This is a genomic window from Microcoleus vaginatus HSN003, assembly GCF_022701255.1.
Taxonomy (GTDB): domain Bacteria; phylum Cyanobacteriota; class Cyanobacteriia; order Cyanobacteriales; family Microcoleaceae; genus Microcoleus; species Microcoleus vaginatus_B.
This window is the reverse complement of record NZ_CP031705.1, coordinates 1,549,650-1,569,735: the sequence shown is the minus strand read 5'-3', so window position 1 is coordinate 1,569,735 and position 20,086 is coordinate 1,549,650. Positions and strand designations below refer to the sequence as shown.

At 46.4% G+C, this 20,086-nt stretch carries 11 protein-coding genes; 5 read left to right on the top strand and 6 right to left on the bottom strand.

Annotated elements, in window-relative coordinates:
* Positions 1 to 53 precede the first annotated feature (53 nt).
* Positions 54 to 260: a hypothetical protein gene (locus tag D0A37_RS06535; RefSeq protein WP_242722494.1), complete on the top strand. Its 207-nt coding sequence runs from the start codon at positions 54 to 56 to the stop codon at positions 258 to 260.
* Positions 261 to 414: 154 nt separating this feature from the next.
* The gene (locus tag D0A37_RS06530) at positions 415 to 927 is read left to right on the top strand and encodes an ARC6/PARC6 family protein (protein WP_242722491.1); all 513 of its coding nucleotides are present in this window, start codon (positions 415 to 417) and stop codon (positions 925 to 927) included.
* A gap of 110 nt (positions 928 to 1,037) precedes the next feature.
* Here D0A37_RS06530 and D0A37_RS06525 read toward each other — a convergent pair whose 3' ends face one another.
* The 6 genes from D0A37_RS06525 to D0A37_RS06500 form a co-directional block, all read right to left on the bottom strand.
* Positions 1,038 to 2,036 (bottom strand): phosphoribulokinase, encoded by a 999-nt coding sequence (locus D0A37_RS06525; RefSeq protein WP_445242491.1) that lies wholly within the window; start codon positions 2,034 to 2,036, stop codon positions 1,038 to 1,040.
* A 164-nt stretch (positions 2,037 to 2,200) separates the two neighbouring features.
* Positions 2,201 to 3,844: a YcjF family protein gene (locus D0A37_RS06520; protein WP_242722488.1), complete on the bottom strand. Its 1,644-nt coding sequence runs from the start codon at positions 3,842 to 3,844 to the stop codon at positions 2,201 to 2,203.
* Between the two features lie 663 nt (positions 3,845 to 4,507).
* Positions 4,508 to 5,641: a hybrid sensor histidine kinase/response regulator gene (locus tag D0A37_RS06515; protein ID WP_242722485.1), complete on the bottom strand. Its 1,134-nt coding sequence runs from the start codon at positions 5,639 to 5,641 to the stop codon at positions 4,508 to 4,510.
* A gap of 57 nt (positions 5,642 to 5,698) precedes the next feature.
* Complete coding sequence (locus D0A37_RS06510; protein WP_242722482.1) at positions 5,699 to 6,775, bottom strand: hybrid sensor histidine kinase/response regulator; 1,077 nt, start codon at positions 6,773 to 6,775, stop codon at positions 5,699 to 5,701.
* Positions 6,776 to 6,784: 9 nt separating this feature from the next.
* Entirely contained in the window at positions 6,785 to 12,379 is a 5,595-nt protein-coding gene (locus D0A37_RS06505; protein WP_278187163.1) for a PAS domain S-box protein, read from the bottom strand.
* Positions 12,268 to 15,021 (bottom strand): PAS domain S-box protein, encoded by a 2,754-nt coding sequence (locus D0A37_RS06500; RefSeq protein WP_278187162.1) that lies wholly within the window; start codon positions 15,019 to 15,021, stop codon positions 12,268 to 12,270. The genes D0A37_RS06505 and D0A37_RS06500 overlap by 112 nt, the downstream gene beginning before the upstream one ends.
* Before the next feature lie 1,325 nt (positions 15,022 to 16,346).
* Here D0A37_RS06500 and D0A37_RS06495 point away from each other — a divergent pair.
* The 3 genes from D0A37_RS06495 (at position 16,347) to D0A37_RS06485 (ending at position 19,746) form a co-directional block, all read left to right on the top strand.
* A complete protein-coding gene (locus D0A37_RS06495) occupies positions 16,347 to 18,278 on the top strand; it encodes a sensor histidine kinase (protein WP_242722479.1) in 1,932 nt (643 codons plus the stop codon).
* Positions 18,279 to 18,526: 248 nt separating this feature from the next.
* A complete protein-coding gene (locus tag D0A37_RS06490; protein ID WP_242722476.1) occupies positions 18,527 to 19,057 on the top strand; it encodes a hypothetical protein in 531 nt (176 codons plus the stop codon).
* Positions 19,058 to 19,137: 80 nt separating this feature from the next.
* On the top strand, positions 19,138 to 19,746 hold the full coding sequence (locus D0A37_RS06485) for a Uma2 family endonuclease (RefSeq protein WP_445242490.1): 609 nt from the start codon (positions 19,138 to 19,140) through the stop codon (positions 19,744 to 19,746).
* Positions 19,747 to 20,086: the final 340 nt, after the last annotated feature.

Sequence of the window (20,086 nt, the reverse complement as noted above, 5' to 3'; positions counted from 1 at the left end):
ATTGCTGTTTTTAATGTTAAACTAATCTTACGTGAACTTAAATTTCTCTGAATATGGATCGTTCAAAAATTATTGCTATTATCACTGGGGTGATTTCTATAATTTTAGCAGTTGCCTACCTGCTGCTCGTCACCCTCCTGGACTTCCGAGGCGAAATGGTGCCCGCACCTCAAAGTCAATTGCCAGTCTCCACGCCAATTCAACAATTAGCCACGGCTTACCCGACTTTGCGAGCACCGAGGATTTATTCTCAATTGTGACAAAAATAATACAATTAAAATTCCGAAATTCCCCCAGTACATGATGTAGAGCCAATTACTGACCAACTAATGATAGGTTGAGATTATTTCCTAATAATTCTCACTTATATTTTGGCTAAACAAAGTCAATTTAGGATGATTGAGGAATTTAGATATGAAACCGATAATCCTACTCGCTATCTTAACTCCTTTCTGGTTGACTCCGCCCGCGAAAGCGGAAAATATTACTTGTAGCAGACAACGGCTAGCAACAAATTACTGCGAAAATTATATTAGTGAAGCTCCGAATATTACTCTCGGACAAGCTTCGGATTTAATTGGCAAGTGGCTGGAGGCAAAGCAGCAAATATTTGGTACTCCATTCGATCGCCAATTGCTGGCTAAAATGACTACAGGTATTTTGTATACCGATACAGTCAAAGCGATGGACAATCTGAGAAACACCAATTCTCAGTACCGATACGGTGTCCAAAAAGTTGAATCCGTCGAACGCTTTGCAGCATCTGGAAACAAAGCCACTATTGAAGTCAGAGTCACCGAAGATGCCACAGTGTACCGAAATGGCAGAGTCGAGACTAGCAGTTTTAATACTAAGCTAGTTCGCTATACCTTAGAATATGGGGATGGCATCTGGAAAATTGCAGATTCTCAAATTATGAACCCTTAGTCATGGGTTAGTTGTTATTTGTTACTAATTCTAATTGGTAATAGTAATTGAAGCTAATGACCAAAAACCTAATAACCATTAAAAAATAACAACTAACAACTAACAACTAACTAATACACATGAATTGCTTTCATCATGTGATATGCCACTAGCAACTGCGTCAAAGCTAGCGGGTAACTTTGCAAAACTTCGCCAGTTGTGCCGATCAGTTTGCCAATTTCCGGGTTGCCTTGGGCGGTGCAAAATCCCCGCAGGTGTGGCAACTCGCTGCACAAGAGCATTTCCAGTTCGTTTACTTGATCGCTGGTAGCGTGGGAGTCTACTTCCAAAACGTCAACAGGTTTGCCCATATCCCGATCGAGTCCCAAGCGAATTGCAGGTTTAAAACTCTCGCTGCCTCGACCTAAAATCTCAGTAAAATCAGGGTGAGGAATTGTCGGTCTGAGCACTAAACGGACGCTCAAATTCGATTCATTGTCCGCTTCTGGCGGGTAAAAACTAACTACAACGTCGGCCGATTTGCGCTGAGGACGAATGAAGTCTTCCGAGTCCGGTTCCCGTTTTTTTATTTCTGCAAGCACCTGTTCTTCAGTATAGCCGCGCTTCATAATATCGCGCTTAACTTTCCACTGAGTTCGCAACTCTTCTGGAGGAGCAAGATACACTTTTACGTCGTAAGAATCGCGGATTGTTCGGGTTGCGTAACCCAACAAACCTTCAACTATGACAAATTTGCTGGGCTTGATGTATTCTGGTGGGTCGAATGTACCTGTCGTGTGGTTGTAGATGGGTTTGAGAATTGCTTGTCCGGTACGAAGCAGGCTGAGGTGCTGCTGCATGATGTCGAGGTAATTGCAGTCGGGATGCAATGCTGTGATTCCGATTTCGGCCCGCTGCTTTCTGTCGTAGCGGTGATAGTCGTCAGTGCAAATCACCGTGACATTTTCTGGCCCCAATACTTGGGCAATTCCCCGCGTGAGGGTGGTTTTGCCCGCTGCGCTATCTCCGACAATACCGAGAATAATTGGTCGATCGCTCATTGTTTTTACCCGGACGCACAATAGCAAATTTTGTTGTGAATCTTCAATTTTATCAAAATTGTGTTGCATCCGATCGCTCGGTTTGACTTGATCCCCCCGGAGTCTCCCCCAGGTGTAAAATTTTTGTAAAATTTCTTAATAAAATTCAACAAAGCATACTCAGGGAACATCTCATTGAACGATCGTAATTACCCAATTCTCAATTCCCTGTTTGCCCAATTCCCAATGCCCAATTACCAGTCATCCTTTCGTTTGTTGTTGTAAGTTTCCCAATCGTCGTCTTGCGGCGGCTGATACAAGGGTTCTGGTTCTATTTCTGATTCCAATTCGGCTGACATTTCTAATTCTGGTTCCGATTCCTGCTGATAAATATTCAGAGGTTCGACAACGCGGGCGATCGCATCTTTGACAAATGCTTTGACAAACTCGTCTTTCCTATTTAACTGAAACTGCCTTTGTACGACTTCGGCGATGCCGCCATCGCCCCAATCTTGGTCATGGCGAAAATATTCAATAAAACTTTTACCAGCAATTCTGGTTAAATAAGCGGCACTGACTGCTTGAATTGCTTTGCCCAGTACAAACCCGGCTACGCTTAACTGCAGCGCCCTTGACACTACTTGAATTACGCCTTCAACTATTCCCAAACTTGCTAGGGTTTTTGCTAGAGACAATGCCAATTCTTTCGCGCGATCGATATTTAATTCGCAGCCGTAAATCTTGGCAATTTCTACCACCATTTGAGCGTTAACTGCTGCTGTCGCTAACAAATCCACAACTGGCAAAGGCGTTACGGCAATTACTCCGGCTCCGATCCACTGAAATCGCTCTACTGCCTTATCAGCTTGCCGCCTTCTTTGAGCATCAATTAACTTGCGCGCTTGGTCTCCCAAGTGCTGAGATTGCAGCAAAATATTGTCCGCAATTAAGTCTTCGCCTTCAGCTCGCAAAATCGCAGCCACCCGCCGAATTAATGGCATAATATCCGGGTCTGGCTGAAAAATTGTGCCATCTTCTAGTACAACTTTTTGCGGATTGGCGCTAATCGCGACTACATCCATTGCTGATACAAAACCTTTGACTCGCTGCCGCAGTTGAGCGAGAATTTCATCTCTGTCGGTGTCGGGATAAAGGTCAACTTTATTAAAAACCACGATCGACCTTTTGCCAATTTCCGCCAAAGTCCGCAGCGGTTCGTACTCTGATTTTCGCAAATCACCGTCCAAAACAAATAAGATCAAATCTGCCCTCGCCGCCAACTGCCTCGCCAATTCTTCTCTGTAAGTCCCCGCTACTCCCGCTTCCAAGATACCTGGGGTATCAGTAATTGCTAATTCTCGATCGATTCCTTTCAATTTCAGAGTGTAAGTTTCGCCAACTTCGGTAGTTCCCATCGGCGCGCCCACCTGTCCCGCCATCCGCCCCACCAACGCATTCACAGCGGAAGTTTTGCCCGCAGAACCGGTACCGAAAACAACCACTCGAACGCTGCCGCGAGCCATGCTAGCTTCAATTTCGCGAGCTCTCAACAGCAAAGCTTGCCGCGCTACTTCATCTTGAATGCGATCGACTTGTTGCCGAATTGCTTTGAGATTTTCCGAAGCTGCTTCACTTTTAACCACAGGAACCTTCGGAGTAATCGGCCGTTTTCCCTTAACTTTCTGAGGGCGTTGCAGCAGCCTAAAATAGTAAACCAGCGCAAAAATTAGGGTTCCCAAAAGTACAATTATCAAGAAAATCAGCAAATTAGCCAGCAGCGGAGAAGCAGACCACGCAACTTGACTGTAAAGCCCTGTTAAGGAACTCACCAGCCCAATAATCAGCCCCAGGGCGAGGCAGAAAGCAGCAATTAAGGTTAACAGGCGCGGCAAAGGCATGAGGAAAGTGGCAAATAAAAGGGTTATGCTTTGATTTTTACATTACGCCGATAGTCATCAGTCATGGCCAATCTAAAATCTAAAATCTAAAATCTAAAATGGCGAAGCGCCAGATCGTACTGCGCGAACCCGCAAATCCCGATTCTGTCGCACTGCGGGCGCGATTTGCGGGGTTTTAGTGGTAGCGGGTGCAGATGGAGTGCGATCGCGCCGGAGTCTGCAATTGTAGCTTGCACGAGAACTTAGTAAGTCGGTGGGAAAATTCGCCACCAGTATGTAACAAAAGATTAAGTAGGGTGATTCGAGTTAAATTTAATAGGGTGTGTAAGGTTGTGTACGGTTTTTTCTTTACCTTCTACCCCATGAATTAGCGCAGAAGCAAGCTCTAATTCGGAGTCAAATATTTGTCCTGCTCGTTCATCTTTTTTGATGTGTTGCCATTCCCAGGCAAAGCAAATTTATTCCTTCTCATATCAATTCCCGCTGGGCCGGAATGATATCAAATCCGCGCTTCATCGTCGGGCGTAAAGTCGAATCAAGCTGTCAACAAATAATTCGCGCAATTTTCAGTTTTTTGACTCACAGTCAACAGTCAACAGTCAACAGTCAACAGTCAACAATGATTCCGGTGCAACCGGAATTGATATGATATAAAAACTCATGCTAATTGCAGACAATCGGCAGAGTGAGATGTACCGTTGTTTCCTTTTGATAGATACTGGTAATTGAGAACTCTCCTCCTGCCAGTTCGACTATTTTCTGGACAATTTTTAAGCCGATACCAGTACCCTGTTGCTCATACCTCTTGCGTTCAAACTGCATGAAGGCACCAATTTTAGCAATTTGCTCTTCTGTCATGCCCTGCCCCGAGTCTTGTACAGATAAATGCAGCATCTCCCCTACGACTTGACTACTAACTTTAATGGTTGTCTCTGGTGAGGAGAATTTCAGTGCATTATCAATTAATTCATGGAGCATCGTTGATAGAGATCGCTCTGATAGAGCGATCTCCGCTTCCTCAAGAGTTAACAACAGATCGTTGCTACGGTTGACCTTCTGAGCCTGGTATGTCAACTCGGCTTCAACGGCGGAAGCTGAAAATTGAGTCCGGGCAGATTCGATCTTGTGCTGTTGACTTGCGGATAGTTCTAATCCTAAATAAATCAGGAATTTTTTCGTTAATGTTTCTAGGCGACGGGCCGAGTTATATGCCCAGCCTAAGATCTCACGGATTTGGGCGATCTCAATGTCTTCGATCTCGTCCTTGAGCCACCCGATCGTGCCTAAGATGCCATTGAGGGGCGTATTCAGTTCGTGGGATAGAGTAGAAGCTAAGTTGCCACGCAGCTCATTGAGGGTGCTTTCCAAGAGATTGATGGTATTTTCTTGGATGTGGTATAAGTTCTGAATATTATCATACTGTTGCTTGATTCTGAGCATTGAATGCACGCGAGCACGCAGTTCAATAGCATTTACAGGTTTACTGATGAAGTCGTCGGCTCCGGCAGCTAGACAGTTGGCAAGGTCTGATTTTGAGCTTAATGCTGTCACCATAATTATGGGAACGGCTTGCCATTTTGACATGGCTTTGATTTGCCGACAAATCTCGATGCCGTCTATTCCTGGCATCATCACATCCAGCAAAATAATATCCGGATTAAATAGGTCGAGGGATGCGATCGCTTCTTGGCCGCTGGCCGCGTAATGCAATTGATAATCCTGCTCTGATAACAGGGTTTCAATCACATCAAAGTTATCCGGCTCATCATCAACAATTAAGAGAGAGAATTGAGACATAATTGCCACCCTTTGAATAATGTAAAAAGTTTTATGAGTTGATGTGATAGCAATCAGCTAGGCTGCCAAAGTGATTTCAAAAATGGCTCCTTGGGGTTGGTTACTTCTGACACCAATTTCGCCCCCATGTGCCTCAACGACCATTTTGCAGAAAGCTAAACCCAACCCTATTTGAGAAACCTCCGACATCAAATTTCCAATCTCGTATTTCTCAAAAATCTTGTGTCGCAATGTATCAGGAACACCAGGCCCAGAGTCGATAACCTGGATTTTGGCGTTGCCCGATGGGAGGAATTCTACATTCAGTATGATTTGACTATTGCGTGGGGAAAACTTAATAGCATTCGAGAGGAGATTATCCAGCGTTCGATGTATCATCGTGGCATCAACCGAGACTTTTTTACTGATTTCTCCTGGTAATTGAGCGACCAGCGACTGATTTTTTTTAGCAGCGATCGCTTCAAAGTTTGATAGGGCAGACTTTACTAGATCGCACAGATAAACCTCTGTGTAATTGAGACGGGTTTTACCGGATTCTAGTAAAGCAATTTGCAATAAATCATCAATTAATAGCTGTATTGCTTGTGCTGAAGAGTAAAGTCGAGCCAGTTGGGTTTGTTGTTTTTCTCTAGGATACTCTATGCTTTTTAGGAGTTCCAAGCCTAGCAAGATACCAGCCAGGGGATTGCGTAAATCGTGGACTACCATTTTAACCATATCTTCCCGCAATTTGAGTAAGCTTTGCAGGTCGTCATACTGGTGCTTAATTCGTAGCATACAGTGAACTCTGGCACGTAGTTCAATACCATTTACAGGTTTACTAATGAAGTCGTCAGCGCCGGCAGCTAGACAATGGGCAAGGTCAGATTTTGAGTTTAATGCTGTCACCATAATGATGGGAACGGCTTGCCATTTTGGCATGGCTTTGATTTGCCGACAAACTTCGATACCATCTATTCCTGGCATCATCACATCCAGCAAAATAAGATCAGGCTCAAATATGTCGAGGGATGCGATCGCTTCTTGCCCGCTGGCAGCGTAATGCAATTGATAGTCTTGCTCGCTCAAGAGGGTTTCAATTACATCAAAATTATTGGGATCGTCATCAATGATTAAAACGGAGGGTCTGTTCACGGGTTATCTTTACTTAGAAGCTAAAAGTTGTTGAATAGTGCTTGCCAATTGCTTCAGCTTGACGGGTTTGGTGAGGTAATCATTGGCTCCGGCGGCAAGGCAACGATCGCGATCGCCCGTCATGGCTAAGGCAGTTAGGGCAATGATCGGCAGATCAACTAAGTTGGGATCGCAGCGAATACGCTGCATAGCTTCTAGACCATCCATACCAGGCATTTGAATATCCATCAAAATTAGATTGGGGTTTTCAGACTTTGCCAGGGCGATCGCCTCCTCTCCATTCTTCGCCAAGAGAATGCGATAGCCTTTAGCTCTCAGGTAGCTCGAAATCGTAGTGATATTAGCTTCGTTGTCTTCTGCCAGCAAGATTAAGGGAGAGCCTCCCTCTTCGGGCTGGCTGGGTTCGATGCGGGACTCTGTTTGGGATTCCAGATCAACAGAGGAGGGCGCACAACCAGTGCAGGGAAGGTCGATCATGAAGCAACTTCCTACACCCACAGTGCTGGTGAGGCCCACCTGCCCGCCGTGGAGTTCGACAATGCGTTTCACCAGGGCAAGCCCCAAGCCAGTGCCTGTATATTGACGATTCAGCGCGCCATCGATTTGGATAAAGGGCTGAAACAGTTTGTTGATATGTTCTGGGGCAATACCAATACCTGTATCGATGACGGCAATTTGCAGGGTCTCTTTGACCAAAAAATTGGGTGGGGAATCGGCAGAATCTGGGTCAGCAGGGCCCTGTTGACGGCTGACTTCTAGGGTTATGCGTCCTCCGTTAGGAGTGAATTTGACAGCGTTATTGAGCAGGTTGATCAAGACTTGGCGCATCCGCCGTTCATCAATCAATAAGTCGGGCAGATTGAGTGGCATTTGAATCTCTAGCTGGATGCGTTTTTGCAGGGCTTGTTGTTTGATAAAGGCCATACTGGATTGACAGAGATGATTGATTGAAACTGGGGTGCAATCGAGTTCCATTTGGCCCGATTCAATTTTGGCGACATCCAAAATGTCGTTGATTAACTCTAGTAAGTGAGAGCTACTGCGCTCGATGGTTTGTAAAGCTTTGATTTGTTGTTCGTTGACGATGCCAAAGACTTGCTCTTGTAGCCCCTCGCTCATGCCCAGAATGGCGTTAAGGGGGGTGCGGAGTTCGTGGCTCATGTTGGCAAGGAATTCGTCTTTGAGACGGGTAGCACGGGCGAGTTCTTCGTTAGAGGCTCCTAGTTGTTGGTTGCGCTCGGTGAGTTGCTGCTGGGCTTGTTGTCGTTCGGTGAGTTCTTGCTGCAACTGCTCAAATAGGCTAGCTTGTTGAATTGCGATCGCCAACTGGTTGGCAATTTGTTGCAGGAGTTGCGCTTCAGACTCTTGCCATACTCGTTGTTCTCGACAGGCATGGACGACTAAAACCCCCCACAGCTTCTTGGTTTGCCCTGGGGCAATCCATCTATGGCTTTCGCTGCTTCGGACTTCTTGCAGGATAGGTGCAACGATTTTGGACTGGACTTGACCAACGCTTGCGTATTCCACCAAGCAATCAGTCCAGATATCAGTCATTACATCGGGGACGATGCGGGGCTTGCCCTGCCAGTACCGGTTGAGGATTTCTGGCGACCACCGTTCGTCCTCCCAGTGAAGGTCTTTGAGCGCGGGGAACTCGCTAGACACAGCTTCTTCAACAATTTGACTTCTGCCATCCCCAAATAGCCGGAACACGATGATCCGATCGCCTTGCAAGATTTCTTTGACTTGCTGTGTGACAGCCGCCAAAATTTGGTTAATATCTAACGATTCGCGAATTTGCTGGGCGATGACTCCCAAAGTTCGCTGGCGTTCCAGTTGTAAAGCGATCGCATTTTCTGTTTGCTTGCGGATAGCCAGTTCCGATTGTACCTGTTCGTAGAGGTAAGATTGCTGAATCGCGATCGCTAATTGGTTAGCAATTTGTTTAAGTAAATTGATTTCCCAGTCTTGCCATTGGCGCGGACGATCGCATTGATGAACAATCAGCAACCCCCAGAGGGTTTGATTCTGAATAATTGGAACTACGAGTTTGGCTCTGACCTGGATTTGTGCGAGGAATTCGACCAAGCAGGGTAAGATTGACTCGTTTTCATCTTCGCTATCGTTGAGGGCATAAACTCTTCCTTGGATATAGCGCTCGTAGGTGTCTTCGGGGAAAACCTCTTCTGGGAAGAGGATATCCAGGAGCCTAGACCTATTTGGCGAAACAGATTCAGCAATAGCAGCCCCCGTCCCTTCAGGAAAAACCCGATAAACCAGCGTTCGGTCTGATTGCAAGAGCTGATGGATTTCCTCAACTGTGCTATTAAGAATCTCGTCTAGATTCAGAGACGATCGCATCCGTTTAGTAATTGCTCCCAGCAAACGTTCCTGTTTTGCTTGTTGTTGCAATCTCTGTTCGGCTTCTTTGCGATCGGTGATATCCTGAAACGTGCCTACCAGACCAATAACATTATCTGAGCAGTCTCGCAGGGGAGCCTTGTGGGTTTCGATAAATATTAGTTTACCATGGGGTAGGGTTAGCGTTTCTTCGAGCCCTAATATAGCTTCACCCGTTTCCATTAACTGCCGATCCATCGCACAATACTCGTTCGCCTCGACTTCTTCCTGGCAAATATCTAAATCTTTTTTACCTATAGTTTCCGTCGTAGATGGCAAGCCTAGAGTTTTGGCAAACTGCTGATTGCATCCTAAAAAAACCGACTCTCGATTCTTCCAAAACACGGCGAGCGGGATGGTATCGAGTACCGTTTGCAGAAACTGCTGAGATTCCTGCAAAGCTTTCTGCGCCTGTTTGCGCTCGCTGATGTCTACTAATACACAAATAGTTTGATCGTCTGAATCTGGGAGGAGTGCCACTCCGATCAGGACAGAAATCCGGGTGCCATCCTTACGGTAGTATTCCTTTTCCCAGGGTTCGATCGCGCCATCCTGCATCACGCGCTCCATCGCTAAAACATCAGCGGGGAGATATTCGGGGGGGGTCATGGCATCCCAATGAATTAGCCCCGCATCTAGTTCCTCCCGAGTGTAGCCAACCATCTGTAAGAAGCGAGCGTTGGCATCGATAATGTTCCCTTGAAAATCGGCAAACATCATGCCGCTCACACTGGACTCAAACACCCGGCGGAAGCGGATTTCACTGCTTTCTCTTGCGAGTTCAGCTTCTTTGCGATCGCTGATATCCGATAAAATTCCCTGGATGCTAATCAATTCCCCTTCAGCATTTATAACGGGTGTGGCGCTGCTTCTTACCCAGACATAATTGCCATCTCGGTGGCGATGTCGGAACTCATAATCACTTGACTTTTTACCAAGTTTCACCTTCTCCCGATAATCAGTAATCACCAAAGAGCGATCGTCTGGATGCACCAGATATATAAACGACTTACCAATCCATGCACTCTCGTCCCAGCCAAACATGGTCTTGAATTGCGGTGACACATAAGTGAGTATGCCATCGGGTTCACATGACCAGATCAAATCATTAGCCCCTTCTACCAGCCGCCGGAATTTAGCTTCACTCTCTGCTAATTCGGCTTCGATCTGTTTGCGATCGCTGATATCCCGGCATACACAAATCAATAATCCATCCTCTGTGAGGGTCAGGGATAGCTCTTGGGCAAAGGTAGAGCCATCTTTGCGGAGGGCGATCGCCTCTCCCTCCCAAGCGCGATCGCGCCTCAGCACCGGCAAGACTTCCCGCTCAAACCGTTCTAACTCCTGTTGGGAATACAAAAGTTTCCAAGATTTGCCCAAGATTTCTTCAGCGCGTTCGTAGCCAAACAATTCTAGATGGGCTTGATTCAAATAGAGGTAGGTATCTCCTTGGAGAATCGCAATGCCGTTGATCGCTGCCTCAATTGCCGCCAGTTGTATTTTTAGGGTTTCTTGGGTTTGTTTGATATCGCTAATATCGGCAAAATAGCCCACAATTTCGGTTGGGCGACCTTGTTCATCTCGCACCACGCGCAGCTCATCCCGTAGCCAAACGTAGTGACCATCGCGATGCAAAAATCGATATTCATGCTGATGAGTATTGTACTCAAAGAGAGCGGATAGATCTGCCAACACTCTAGGGGCATCTTCTGGGTGAAGATGGTTAGCCCAGAAGCCAGATTCCGATAAAAATTCTTCTGGCTTGTAGCCCAAAATAGCTGACATATTTTTGCTCATGAAGGTTAATTCATAGTCGCCATAGGGCTTACAGCTATAGATCATCGCGGGACTGGATGCCAGAAGAAATTCGAGGCGTTCTTTCAACAGGCGATTTTCTCGCTCTGTCTGTTGGCGATCCGTAATGTCTTGGATCAGGGCCAGCGAATAGAGATGTCCATCATCACCCGATAGGACAGAGGTGGAAATGGAGATAGTGCGCCGCTGTCCATCTTGACGCTGGATTTCCCTTTCCACAGCGATCGGCTGCATCTGTCTACAGTTGACGATCGCCTGTTCTCGATCTTCTAGATTCGGGTACAAGGTTTGATACCACCCCAGACGGTTAATTTCTTCTAAGGTGTAACCCGTAATCGTTTGCATTTGCTGATTCCAGACTGTGAAGCCGACAAAGGGAAATTCCTCAACTCGATGGAAAACGCACAGCCCTTCTACCATGTTTTCTACAATTTGTTGACGGAAAGTATTTTCCTGCTGAAGCGTTGCTTCGGCCAACTTGCGATCGGTAATGTCGAAGCCAATGGCTAGATACTGAAAAGGCCGGCCTTGTTCGTCCAAAAAAGGAACGATGGTGGTGGCTACCCAGTACAGGCTACCGTTTTTTGCCCGATTGCAAATTTCACCGCGCCAAATCTGACTGCTGTTAATGGTGCGCCACAAGTCTTGGAAAAAAGCCGGGGGATGATAGCCAGAGTTGACAATGCGATGGGTTTGTCCGATCAGTCGATCGCGGGAGTACTCAGAGACTACACAGAAGCGATCGTTGACGTAGGATATCACCCCTTCCCCATCGGTGATGACCACAAGGGCAGATTGATCCAAGGCCTGTTTAAAGGCTGATAATTCTTGAATTAACTGCTGTCGTTGGAGTTCAGCCTGTGTGCGATCGCTAATATCAAAGTTGATCCCAATCATGCTCTGGGGATGGCCTTGGGCATCTCGTACCACCACTCCATTGGCTTTAATAAAGTGGATGCTGCCATCGGGATGCACCACTCGAAACTCGATATCGTATTCTGCCTGTCCTAAAACGGCTTGCTGGAGCAATGTTTCGGTGGCAGTGCGGTCTTCGGGATGTAGCCCGTTTGCCCAAATGTGGTAAGGCAGAGAGGAATCAGATTCTTTTGTGACACCGTACAGTTCGTACATCCGCTCATCCCAAAAGACGGTGTTCTGTGCAAGATCGAAGTCCCAACAGCCGATCGCCCCTGATTTGAGAGACAAAGCGAGGCGATCCGATACTTTCTTTAGTTCCGCTTCTGCACGTTTGCGATCGCTAATATCTTTGGCGACGCCTAAAAAGCCGATAATTTGCTGATTGACATCCTTGAGGGCGGTGATGGATAGCGACACAGGAAATCGAGAACCATCTTTGCGGATATAGCTCCACTCTTCTTCGCTGACCAAGCCTTGGCGTGCTTTGGCAACAAAAACCTCAAAGCCGGGGGAATATTTTGCCCTAGTTCGGCAGAGAGTGATGCTGCCCGGTCAATTACCTCATTTGCATCGTGGATGAGTGCGGGGGTGGCTTGGCCGATGATTTCTTGAGCACTGTAACCCAGCATCCTTTCGCCTGCGGCATTCAAGGTCTGGATGATGCCAGTTGGGTCACTGGAGATGATGGAGTAATCAGCACAATCGAGGATGGCGCGTTGCAGGCTGTTGACTTGCCAAAGCTCTTGGGTGCGTTCTGCGACTTTGGTTTCTAGCTGTTGGTTGAGTTGCTGGAGTTTTTGTTCGGCTTGTTTGCGATCGGTAATGTCTGTAGTAGTTCCTACATAGCCGACTACTTGCCCGTCTGCATCCCGTTCGGCAACGGACTGCCCATAAACCGACGTTACCCGACCGTCGGGACGTTGAAAGCGATATTCGAGTTGGAAAGGGCGATTTCTTTGGACAGATTGCTCCCATTCGGCGATGACGCAATCGCGATCGTCGGGGTGTAGCCCTTGTTGCCATCCTTCCCTGACGGCGGTTTTTGGGGTGAGTCCGCTGATCTGACACCAGCGATCGTTAACATAGATGCAATTGCCCACAGCATCGGTGCGAAAAATCCCCACGGGAGCGGCTGCCACTAGGGTGGCGTAGCGTTCTTCGCTTTCTTGCAGGCGGACTTCAGTTCGTTTGCGATCGCTAATGTCGGTAATCGTGCCTATATAGCCGCTCTGATGTCCATTGGCATCGAGTTCGGCGACGCCCTGCCCATAAACCCACGTTACCGTACCGTCGGGACGTTGAAAGCGATATTCGAGTTCAAAAGAGTCGTTACCTTGGATGAATTGCTCCCATTGGGCGATGACCCAATCGCGATCGTCGGGGTGCACTCCTTGTTGCCATCCCTGCGCGATAGTGACTTCTGGTCTGAGTCCGCTGAGCTGAAAGTAGCGATCGTTGATATAGGTGCATCGCCCCTCCGTATCGGTGCGAAAAATCCCCACCGGAGCAGCAGCGGCAAGGGCGGCGTAGCGTTGTTCGCTCTCGATCAGGGTGGCTTCGATCCGCTGTCGCTTTACCAGTTCATTCTGCAATTTTTGCTGGATCGTGGATTGCCCAAGGGCGATCGCCACTTGTAGAGAAACTTGTCGCAGGAGTTCGATCTCGTCAGTCGTCCAAGAGTGTGCAGTGGCTCGATAACTGGCGATCATTAATCCGCGCAGTTGTTCCTCAATCACGATCGGCACCATCAGCTTGGCGCGAATATCAAACCCCACTAACAGTTCCTGATGGCACTGGGTCATTGGTTCGCCGTAGATGTCGTTGATGATGCGAATTCTGCCCTGGCGATAGGGTTCAAGCCATTCTGGGCTCATGCAAGGATCGTGGGCTTCCCTATGAAGCACCGATCGCCCCGTGTCGGTAATCGCTTCCGCAATCACCGTGCCGCTAAAGTCAGGCCCAAACTGGTAAATGATGACGCGATCGCACCCCAGAAGCGAGTGAATTTCCTGCACCGTAGTATGCAGAATATCTGACAAATTCAGGGAGGAGCGGATCTGATCGGCAATGGTATTCAGAAGTTGCTCTCGATCGGCCTTTGCTTTGAGGGCGGCTGTCCGAGCTTCCACCTGCTGCTCGAGCTCAAGGTTGCGATTTGCCAGCAGCGCCACCTTTTCCGCCTCTAGGCGCACCACCTTCTCTTGCCACTTCTGAACCAGTTTGTATAGCTCCAGCGGGTTGAGGGCTTGCAGCAAACTGGTCTGGGTGACGATGCCTAATAGCTCTCCTAGCTCCCCTGTCACCGCCAACCGACGAATCGATCGCTGCTCCATGATCTGCTGCACAGTCCAGAGCGAATCGTCGGGTCTAACGGCAAAAATCGGCGTACTCATTACCGCCTGAGCTAGACAGGTTTCCAGGTTCAAGCCCAATGTCTGAAATTGCACAATATCCCGCTCGGTGAGAATCGCCACTGGAATTTGTAGCGGTTCAGTAGAGATTCCGCCTGGGTGTACAATCACCACGGAACTGACGCGATGCTCTGCCATAAGTTGGGCGATCGCCAGTAGGGAACAATCTGGCGCAGCACAAATCACTTCGCGGGTCATCACTTCTGCTACCATACGCAACCGCAGCAGGTCGATCGGTCGAGAGGTTTGGCGCAGACTTTCGTGAGTCACTAGGCCCACTAGGCGATCGAGTTCGTCCAGGATGGGCAAATGGCGAATCTGGTGCTGCTGGAGCAGATTAATCGCCAAAAATAAATCGGTGAAGGCGGACTCGCGGAGGGTGACGACGGGATATGTCATCACCTCCCGGAGCGCCAAATTCTCCAAGGAACGCTGCTGGGCACTCAGTCGCACCACGTCTCGCTCGGTCAGTACGCCGACCAATTGCTCGTTTTCTACTACAAACACGCAGCTCGATCGCGCCTCTAGGTGGAGCTCGTCAAGTTGACCATCGGCGGTTCTAGTGGTGTTGCAGAGCGATCGCACGCTGCTCATTTGGGCGATCGCATCCATCACCGTCGTATCGGGCGAAACCACCAAGGGCTCCCGGACGATCGCAGTCTTGAGTTCTATTGGAGTGAGAGCCGTAGTACGCATGAACATGAGTTTATAGGGTTTTATTGCTGATTATTTTTTTAAACACTTCGCCTTAAACACATGAGCTGATAGCGTAGCCTGGGGTCAGCCATAGTAACCAAAAGAGTTACTTAGCTGCACAACATTCTCTAAATATTATATTTACTTACTGTTGGCTCCTGCATGAAATGAGTTAGGGAAATTCGGCTACTCTAAGGTAACGATCTCTTATCAATTTCATGAGATAATAAAAAGAGCAAGTAACGCTCTTTCATCACTTTCCTGAGATAATAAAAAGAGCAAGTGCCGTAAACCCTTTACGACTATGTTGAAGCTCGGAGAACTCGCCGTAAAGATAAAATTTGTTGACGATTGACGATTACTGGGAATTATACAGAGCATACAGAACACTATTCCCCCAAGTGAGAAGTTGTGAGGGATTAAATTACTTTCATGTGGGGATTTTGTGATAGGAAGCGTAAAACACTACCAGCAATATCTCATGTAGTGGGATTAAGCAATGAACAATAACTCTGGCCTTTTCTAAGCGCATTACTTGAAAACTCGTAGATTATTGTAGAAACTTTTTAACATTAAATTAGCTTGATTTGCGGTTGGCTAATTGGGTTTATTATCGAAAATTTATATCAAAATGATGGAGCAATAACCCCAAAAAACTGCTAAAATTAGATCCTCCCGAATAATCATAAAAAAAACTGATGATACACCGCTGTCAAGAATTACGACAGTTAAGATAAAAACAAAAAAATAGGTTTCACATATTTTTTATTATCCAAATATTGGGCAGAAATAAGCCCAATTGAATTGGAGTAGCAACCCATGCAAAAAGATGAATTAGCGGGAGAGATATTTGAATCGGAGTTAGAAGTCGCCACCCCATAATTCAGGGATTAGAAGTTAGAGGAGAAAGAGTAAACTACCCTACACAACGTGTTAAATTTCATTTTAATCACGCTACTTAATATTTAGTTACATAAAGATTATGTGTCCCGCATACCTAGTTAAGCTACAGCTTATTACTCGATCGAAATGCAGGCTGGCTTATTTGCATCTACCTACTTATTTATTCAGTGATTTATTCGCTCGCAAGTCTAGCAATAGTTTTTTATTAATAAAAAAATATGACATTAAGTACAGAGAAACCGGGTTTGTTAACGTAAGTGCGTCTTGGAAGCTCCGAAAGCGGAAACGAGAAACCGGGTTTCTTAGGCAAGGTAAGAGCATCCTAATTCACAAAAATTATCAAATTAATTATCCCTGCGGTACTCTCAAATTAGCCGCGAGTTAAGCTAGACTGAATTGTCAGTGCGTGAATTATTAGGTTAGCATCTATGCAGGTCAAACATCTGAATCAGCCTTCACAAGAACTCTCTACCTCTTGCGAGCATAACATCAAAGACAGTCAGCCACCAAAGCCCAATTATTTCGCTCACATAGCCCGTTCCTTCGGCAACCTCAGTATTCACGACAAAATCTGCCGTGGTTACGCACTGGCTCTTTGTGTTGCGATTGGGGGAACGGCTGTCGGGATGTTGGTGGGCACTCATTACTATCGAATAACTAATAATCAAGTACACATCGATCGAGAAAGTCAGCTTTTAAATAAGTTGCAGGTGGCTTTACTGCGGACGCAAAACAGCCAACAATGGCTGATTTACGGACTACAACAGCCCCAAACATTTGACAGTAAATACAAAGAGTTACAAAACAATATTTCCAGTTTAAAAGTGTTGTTTGCAGAATTTAAAAAACCTAACTCGCGGGAACGAATTGAAGGAATCAAAAAAATCAGAAAAACGGGCGATTCGCTACTGGTCAATTATATTTATCCACTAGAAAGGGTGAATAAAAAAATTAGTAAGTTGCCAAACAACCCCGCTCAACAAAATATTAAACGTAAGTTGCTGTTGAATTTTGATCGAGATAAAATAGGGTTGCAACTAGATAGGGCGGTCAATGATATAGCAGAAATTATCGATCGCGCCCAAGAGCAAGAAGATGCTGGGCGGGAGGCCCTGCTGCAAGCGCAGGCGCTGCGGGTGCAAATAATTTTGGGTAGCATGGCGCTGTCGATCGTCGTTGCAGCACTGCTGGCGGGCTTCACCAGTCGGGCGATCGCCAAACCCCTCGCCGCTGTAACTAAAATCGCTCAGCGAGTGACTGAAGAATCTAATTTTCAGTTGCAAGTACCAGTTACCAGCACCGATGAAGTGGGAGTATTAGCAGCTTCGCTGAATCAACTAATTCAGAAAGTAAATCACTTGCTAGAAGAATTGAAATCTGAACAACAAACCCAGATACTTCAAAATGAGAAAATGGCAACTTTGGGGCGGATGTTAGCCGGTGTTGCTCACGAAGTTAACAATCCCATCAATTTTATCTATGCCAATATCGATCCAGCGAGACATTATGTTGAAGATATTTTAGATTTGCTCAAGACTTACGAAACAGAAATCCCCAACCCGCCTGCTGCAGTTATCGCCAAAGGCGAAGAAATAGACATCGATTTTCTCAAAGAAGATTTGAGCAAAATATTTGACTCGATGCAGCTAGGGGCGGAAAGAGCCAAAGCTATTATCTTAAGTTTGAAAGATTTTTCTCGCCTCGACGATGCGGCCCCTCATCCCGTCGATTTGCACGCCTGCATAGACAGCAGTTTGCTGATTCTCAACAGCCGCATCAAACAGGGCATTGAAATTGTATGCAATTACGGGAACATTCCGACTGTTGAAGGCTATATGGGTTTGCTTTACCAGGTATTTGTGAATCTTCTGAACAATGCACTAGATGCTGTGGAAGAAAAAGCAAAAATTGAGAAAAGCCGCTCTGAGGAGGCGAAAAAACAATCGGCTTCGGAGTCAATGAAACAGGAAGCACCGAGTTTTTCGCCGAGAATTGTCATTGCTACAGAATACTTGGACGACGACTCAGTGGTAGTGCGAATTTCTGATAACGGTATGGGAATAGCACCAGAAAGTCAAGAAAAAATGTTTGAAACATTCTTTACTACTAAACCGAGAGGTGTAGGTACTGGTTTGGGATTGGCAATTGGTCGCGAAATTATCGTCAAGAAACACGGCGGGACTATTAACTTTTGGTCGGAGGTGGGAATGGGGACGGAATTTTCGATCGCCCTGCCGATTAAGCAGGAGAATTTAAGGCAAAATACGCTCTTAAAACCTCCAATTGCTAGCGAATATAATTCCCTCTCCAGCGGGAACGCGCCAACCAAGTCCGAGGAGAGAGGAACTGTAAAAACTTAAAAATTCTCAGTTTTGAGAGCAGTTTCAAAAAAGAAGACCACTCTAAGCGCGCAATCTAAACTCTGATATCATAATTCATGCCAAATGTAAAATCTAAAATCTAACATTGTATGAGATTGCTTACTGACTGGCTGTCGCTACCCCACTCGCGGAGTGATAATAGCCAACTCAACACTATTTTCAGTAATCTGGAAAAACAGGATTTGCTATAATTTCAAGTTGAGCAATCACTGTACGGAGCGAAAATTATGGGACTATTTGACCAAATTTTGAGCGCGATCGACAATCCCAACCAACAAGCAAACCCCAATCAGTTGGGGAACATTCTTGGTGCGGTAGAGCAGTTGAGCGGCAACCAGGGCGTCAATGCGGGCACGACTCAGCTAGCAATGTCGGTTTTGGGCGGACACGTGCGATCGGCATTGCAAAACGTGCGAGCGCAGTCAGGAGACGCACAAGCTCAACAACTTGTCAACCAATTTAGCGGTACAAATCCCAATCCCCAAGCGGTACAGAGTTTGTTCGGAGCAGGCCAACTGACGCAAATAATAGCCGATATCGCCCAAAGAACCGGTTTGAATAACGCCACAGTGCAAGCGATGATACCTGTTTTGGTGCCGCTCGTACTGAATTTGCTACAAACCGGCGGCAACGCCCAAAATCCAGCCCAGGGCGGAAATCCCGTTTTGAATACATTTTTAGATGCAGATGGAGACGGCGATGTAGATATTACTGACGCCATGTCGATGGCAGGCCGCTTTTTGAATCAGCGCCGTTAGCGTTAAGATGGGCGGATAGAGATTGGCGGGCGATCGCTCTTTTGAGGGCAAGGGCGATCGCTCGAAATTACATACAATAATTGAGCGTACCAATTATAGATGAATTTGCTATGACACAAATTCTCGATCGAGAAACTATCGACCAGCGAGTAGTGATCGGCGGCAATTGGGAGCAGTTTAAGTTAATCCAGAAAGCTTCGGAAGATTCACCCGGAGTTAAGCTATCTTTTTTTGCAGGGGCGATCGAGATTCTGATGCCGGGATTCCAACACGAAAACTTTTCTGAAATCATAGGCTATCTGGTGACAACTTTTCTGCTAACACAAGGCATCAGATTTTACCCTTGTGGTTCGATGACGCAGGAGAAAACCGGAGAAGTTTCCACCCAAGCTGACAAATCATTTTGTTTGAAGGAAGCTAAGTCAATTCCCGATTTGTCGATCGAGATAGTTTATACCAGCGGTGGATTGAACAAACTGCCAAAATATCGCGCTTTGGGCGTGCCGGAGGTGTGGTTTTGGGAAGATGGCACACTGCGGTTGTATCACCTGCGAGAAGATGGTTATGAAGAAGTAATTCAGAGCGAGTTGTCAGGATTAGAAACGCTGAATATCGAGCTGTTGAAATGCTGCATTTTGATAGGTGAGACTGACTTGGCTGAAGCGGTGAAGGTTTTTGGACAGGGGTGATACGATTTTAGATTTTAGATTTGAAGATTTGAATAATTTTAGAATTGAAGATTTGAAGATTTGAATAATTTTAGAATTGAAGATTTGAAGATTTGAATAATTTTAGAATTGGGAATGAGTGATTCGATACGGGTTAGGAGCTTGCCTCAAGTTACATTCTTTTTTGAAACTGGTGTAATATTACGTTCGACCAAACATGATATATCGTTTCCGGTTGCATCGGAATAATAAAATCGAGTCAACAGTTAACACTCAACCATTCAGTTTTTCGACCCGCCCGTCAACAGTCAACAGTCAACAGTCAACAGTCAACAGTCAACAGTCAACAGTCAACAGCCAA

What these genes read in the sequence shown, in the direction of transcription:
- D0A37_RS06535 (WP_242722494.1), top strand. Translation starts at nt 54, where the DNA reads ATGGATCGTTCAAAAATTATTGCTATTATCACTGGGGTGATTTCTATA.
- D0A37_RS06530 (WP_242722491.1), top strand. Translation starts at nt 415, where the DNA reads ATGAAACCGATAATCCTACTCGCTATCTTAACTCCTTTCTGGTTGACT.
- D0A37_RS06525 (WP_445242491.1), bottom strand. Translation starts at nt 2,036, where the DNA reads ATGCAACACAATTTTGATAAAATTGAAGATTCACAACAAAATTTGCTA.
- D0A37_RS06520 (WP_242722488.1), bottom strand. Translation starts at nt 3,844, where the DNA reads ATGCCTTTGCCGCGCCTGTTAACCTTAATTGCTGCTTTCTGCCTCGCC.
- D0A37_RS06515 (WP_242722485.1), bottom strand. Translation starts at nt 5,641, where the DNA reads ATGTCTCAATTCTCTCTCTTAATTGTTGATGATGAGCCGGATAACTTT.
- D0A37_RS06500 (WP_278187162.1), bottom strand. Translation starts at nt 15,021, where the DNA reads ATGTTCATGCGTACTACGGCTCTCACTCCAATAGAACTCAAGACTGCG.
- D0A37_RS06495 (WP_242722479.1), top strand. Translation starts at nt 16,347, where the DNA reads ATGCAGGTCAAACATCTGAATCAGCCTTCACAAGAACTCTCTACCTCT.
- D0A37_RS06490 (WP_242722476.1), top strand. Translation starts at nt 18,527, where the DNA reads ATGGGACTATTTGACCAAATTTTGAGCGCGATCGACAATCCCAACCAA.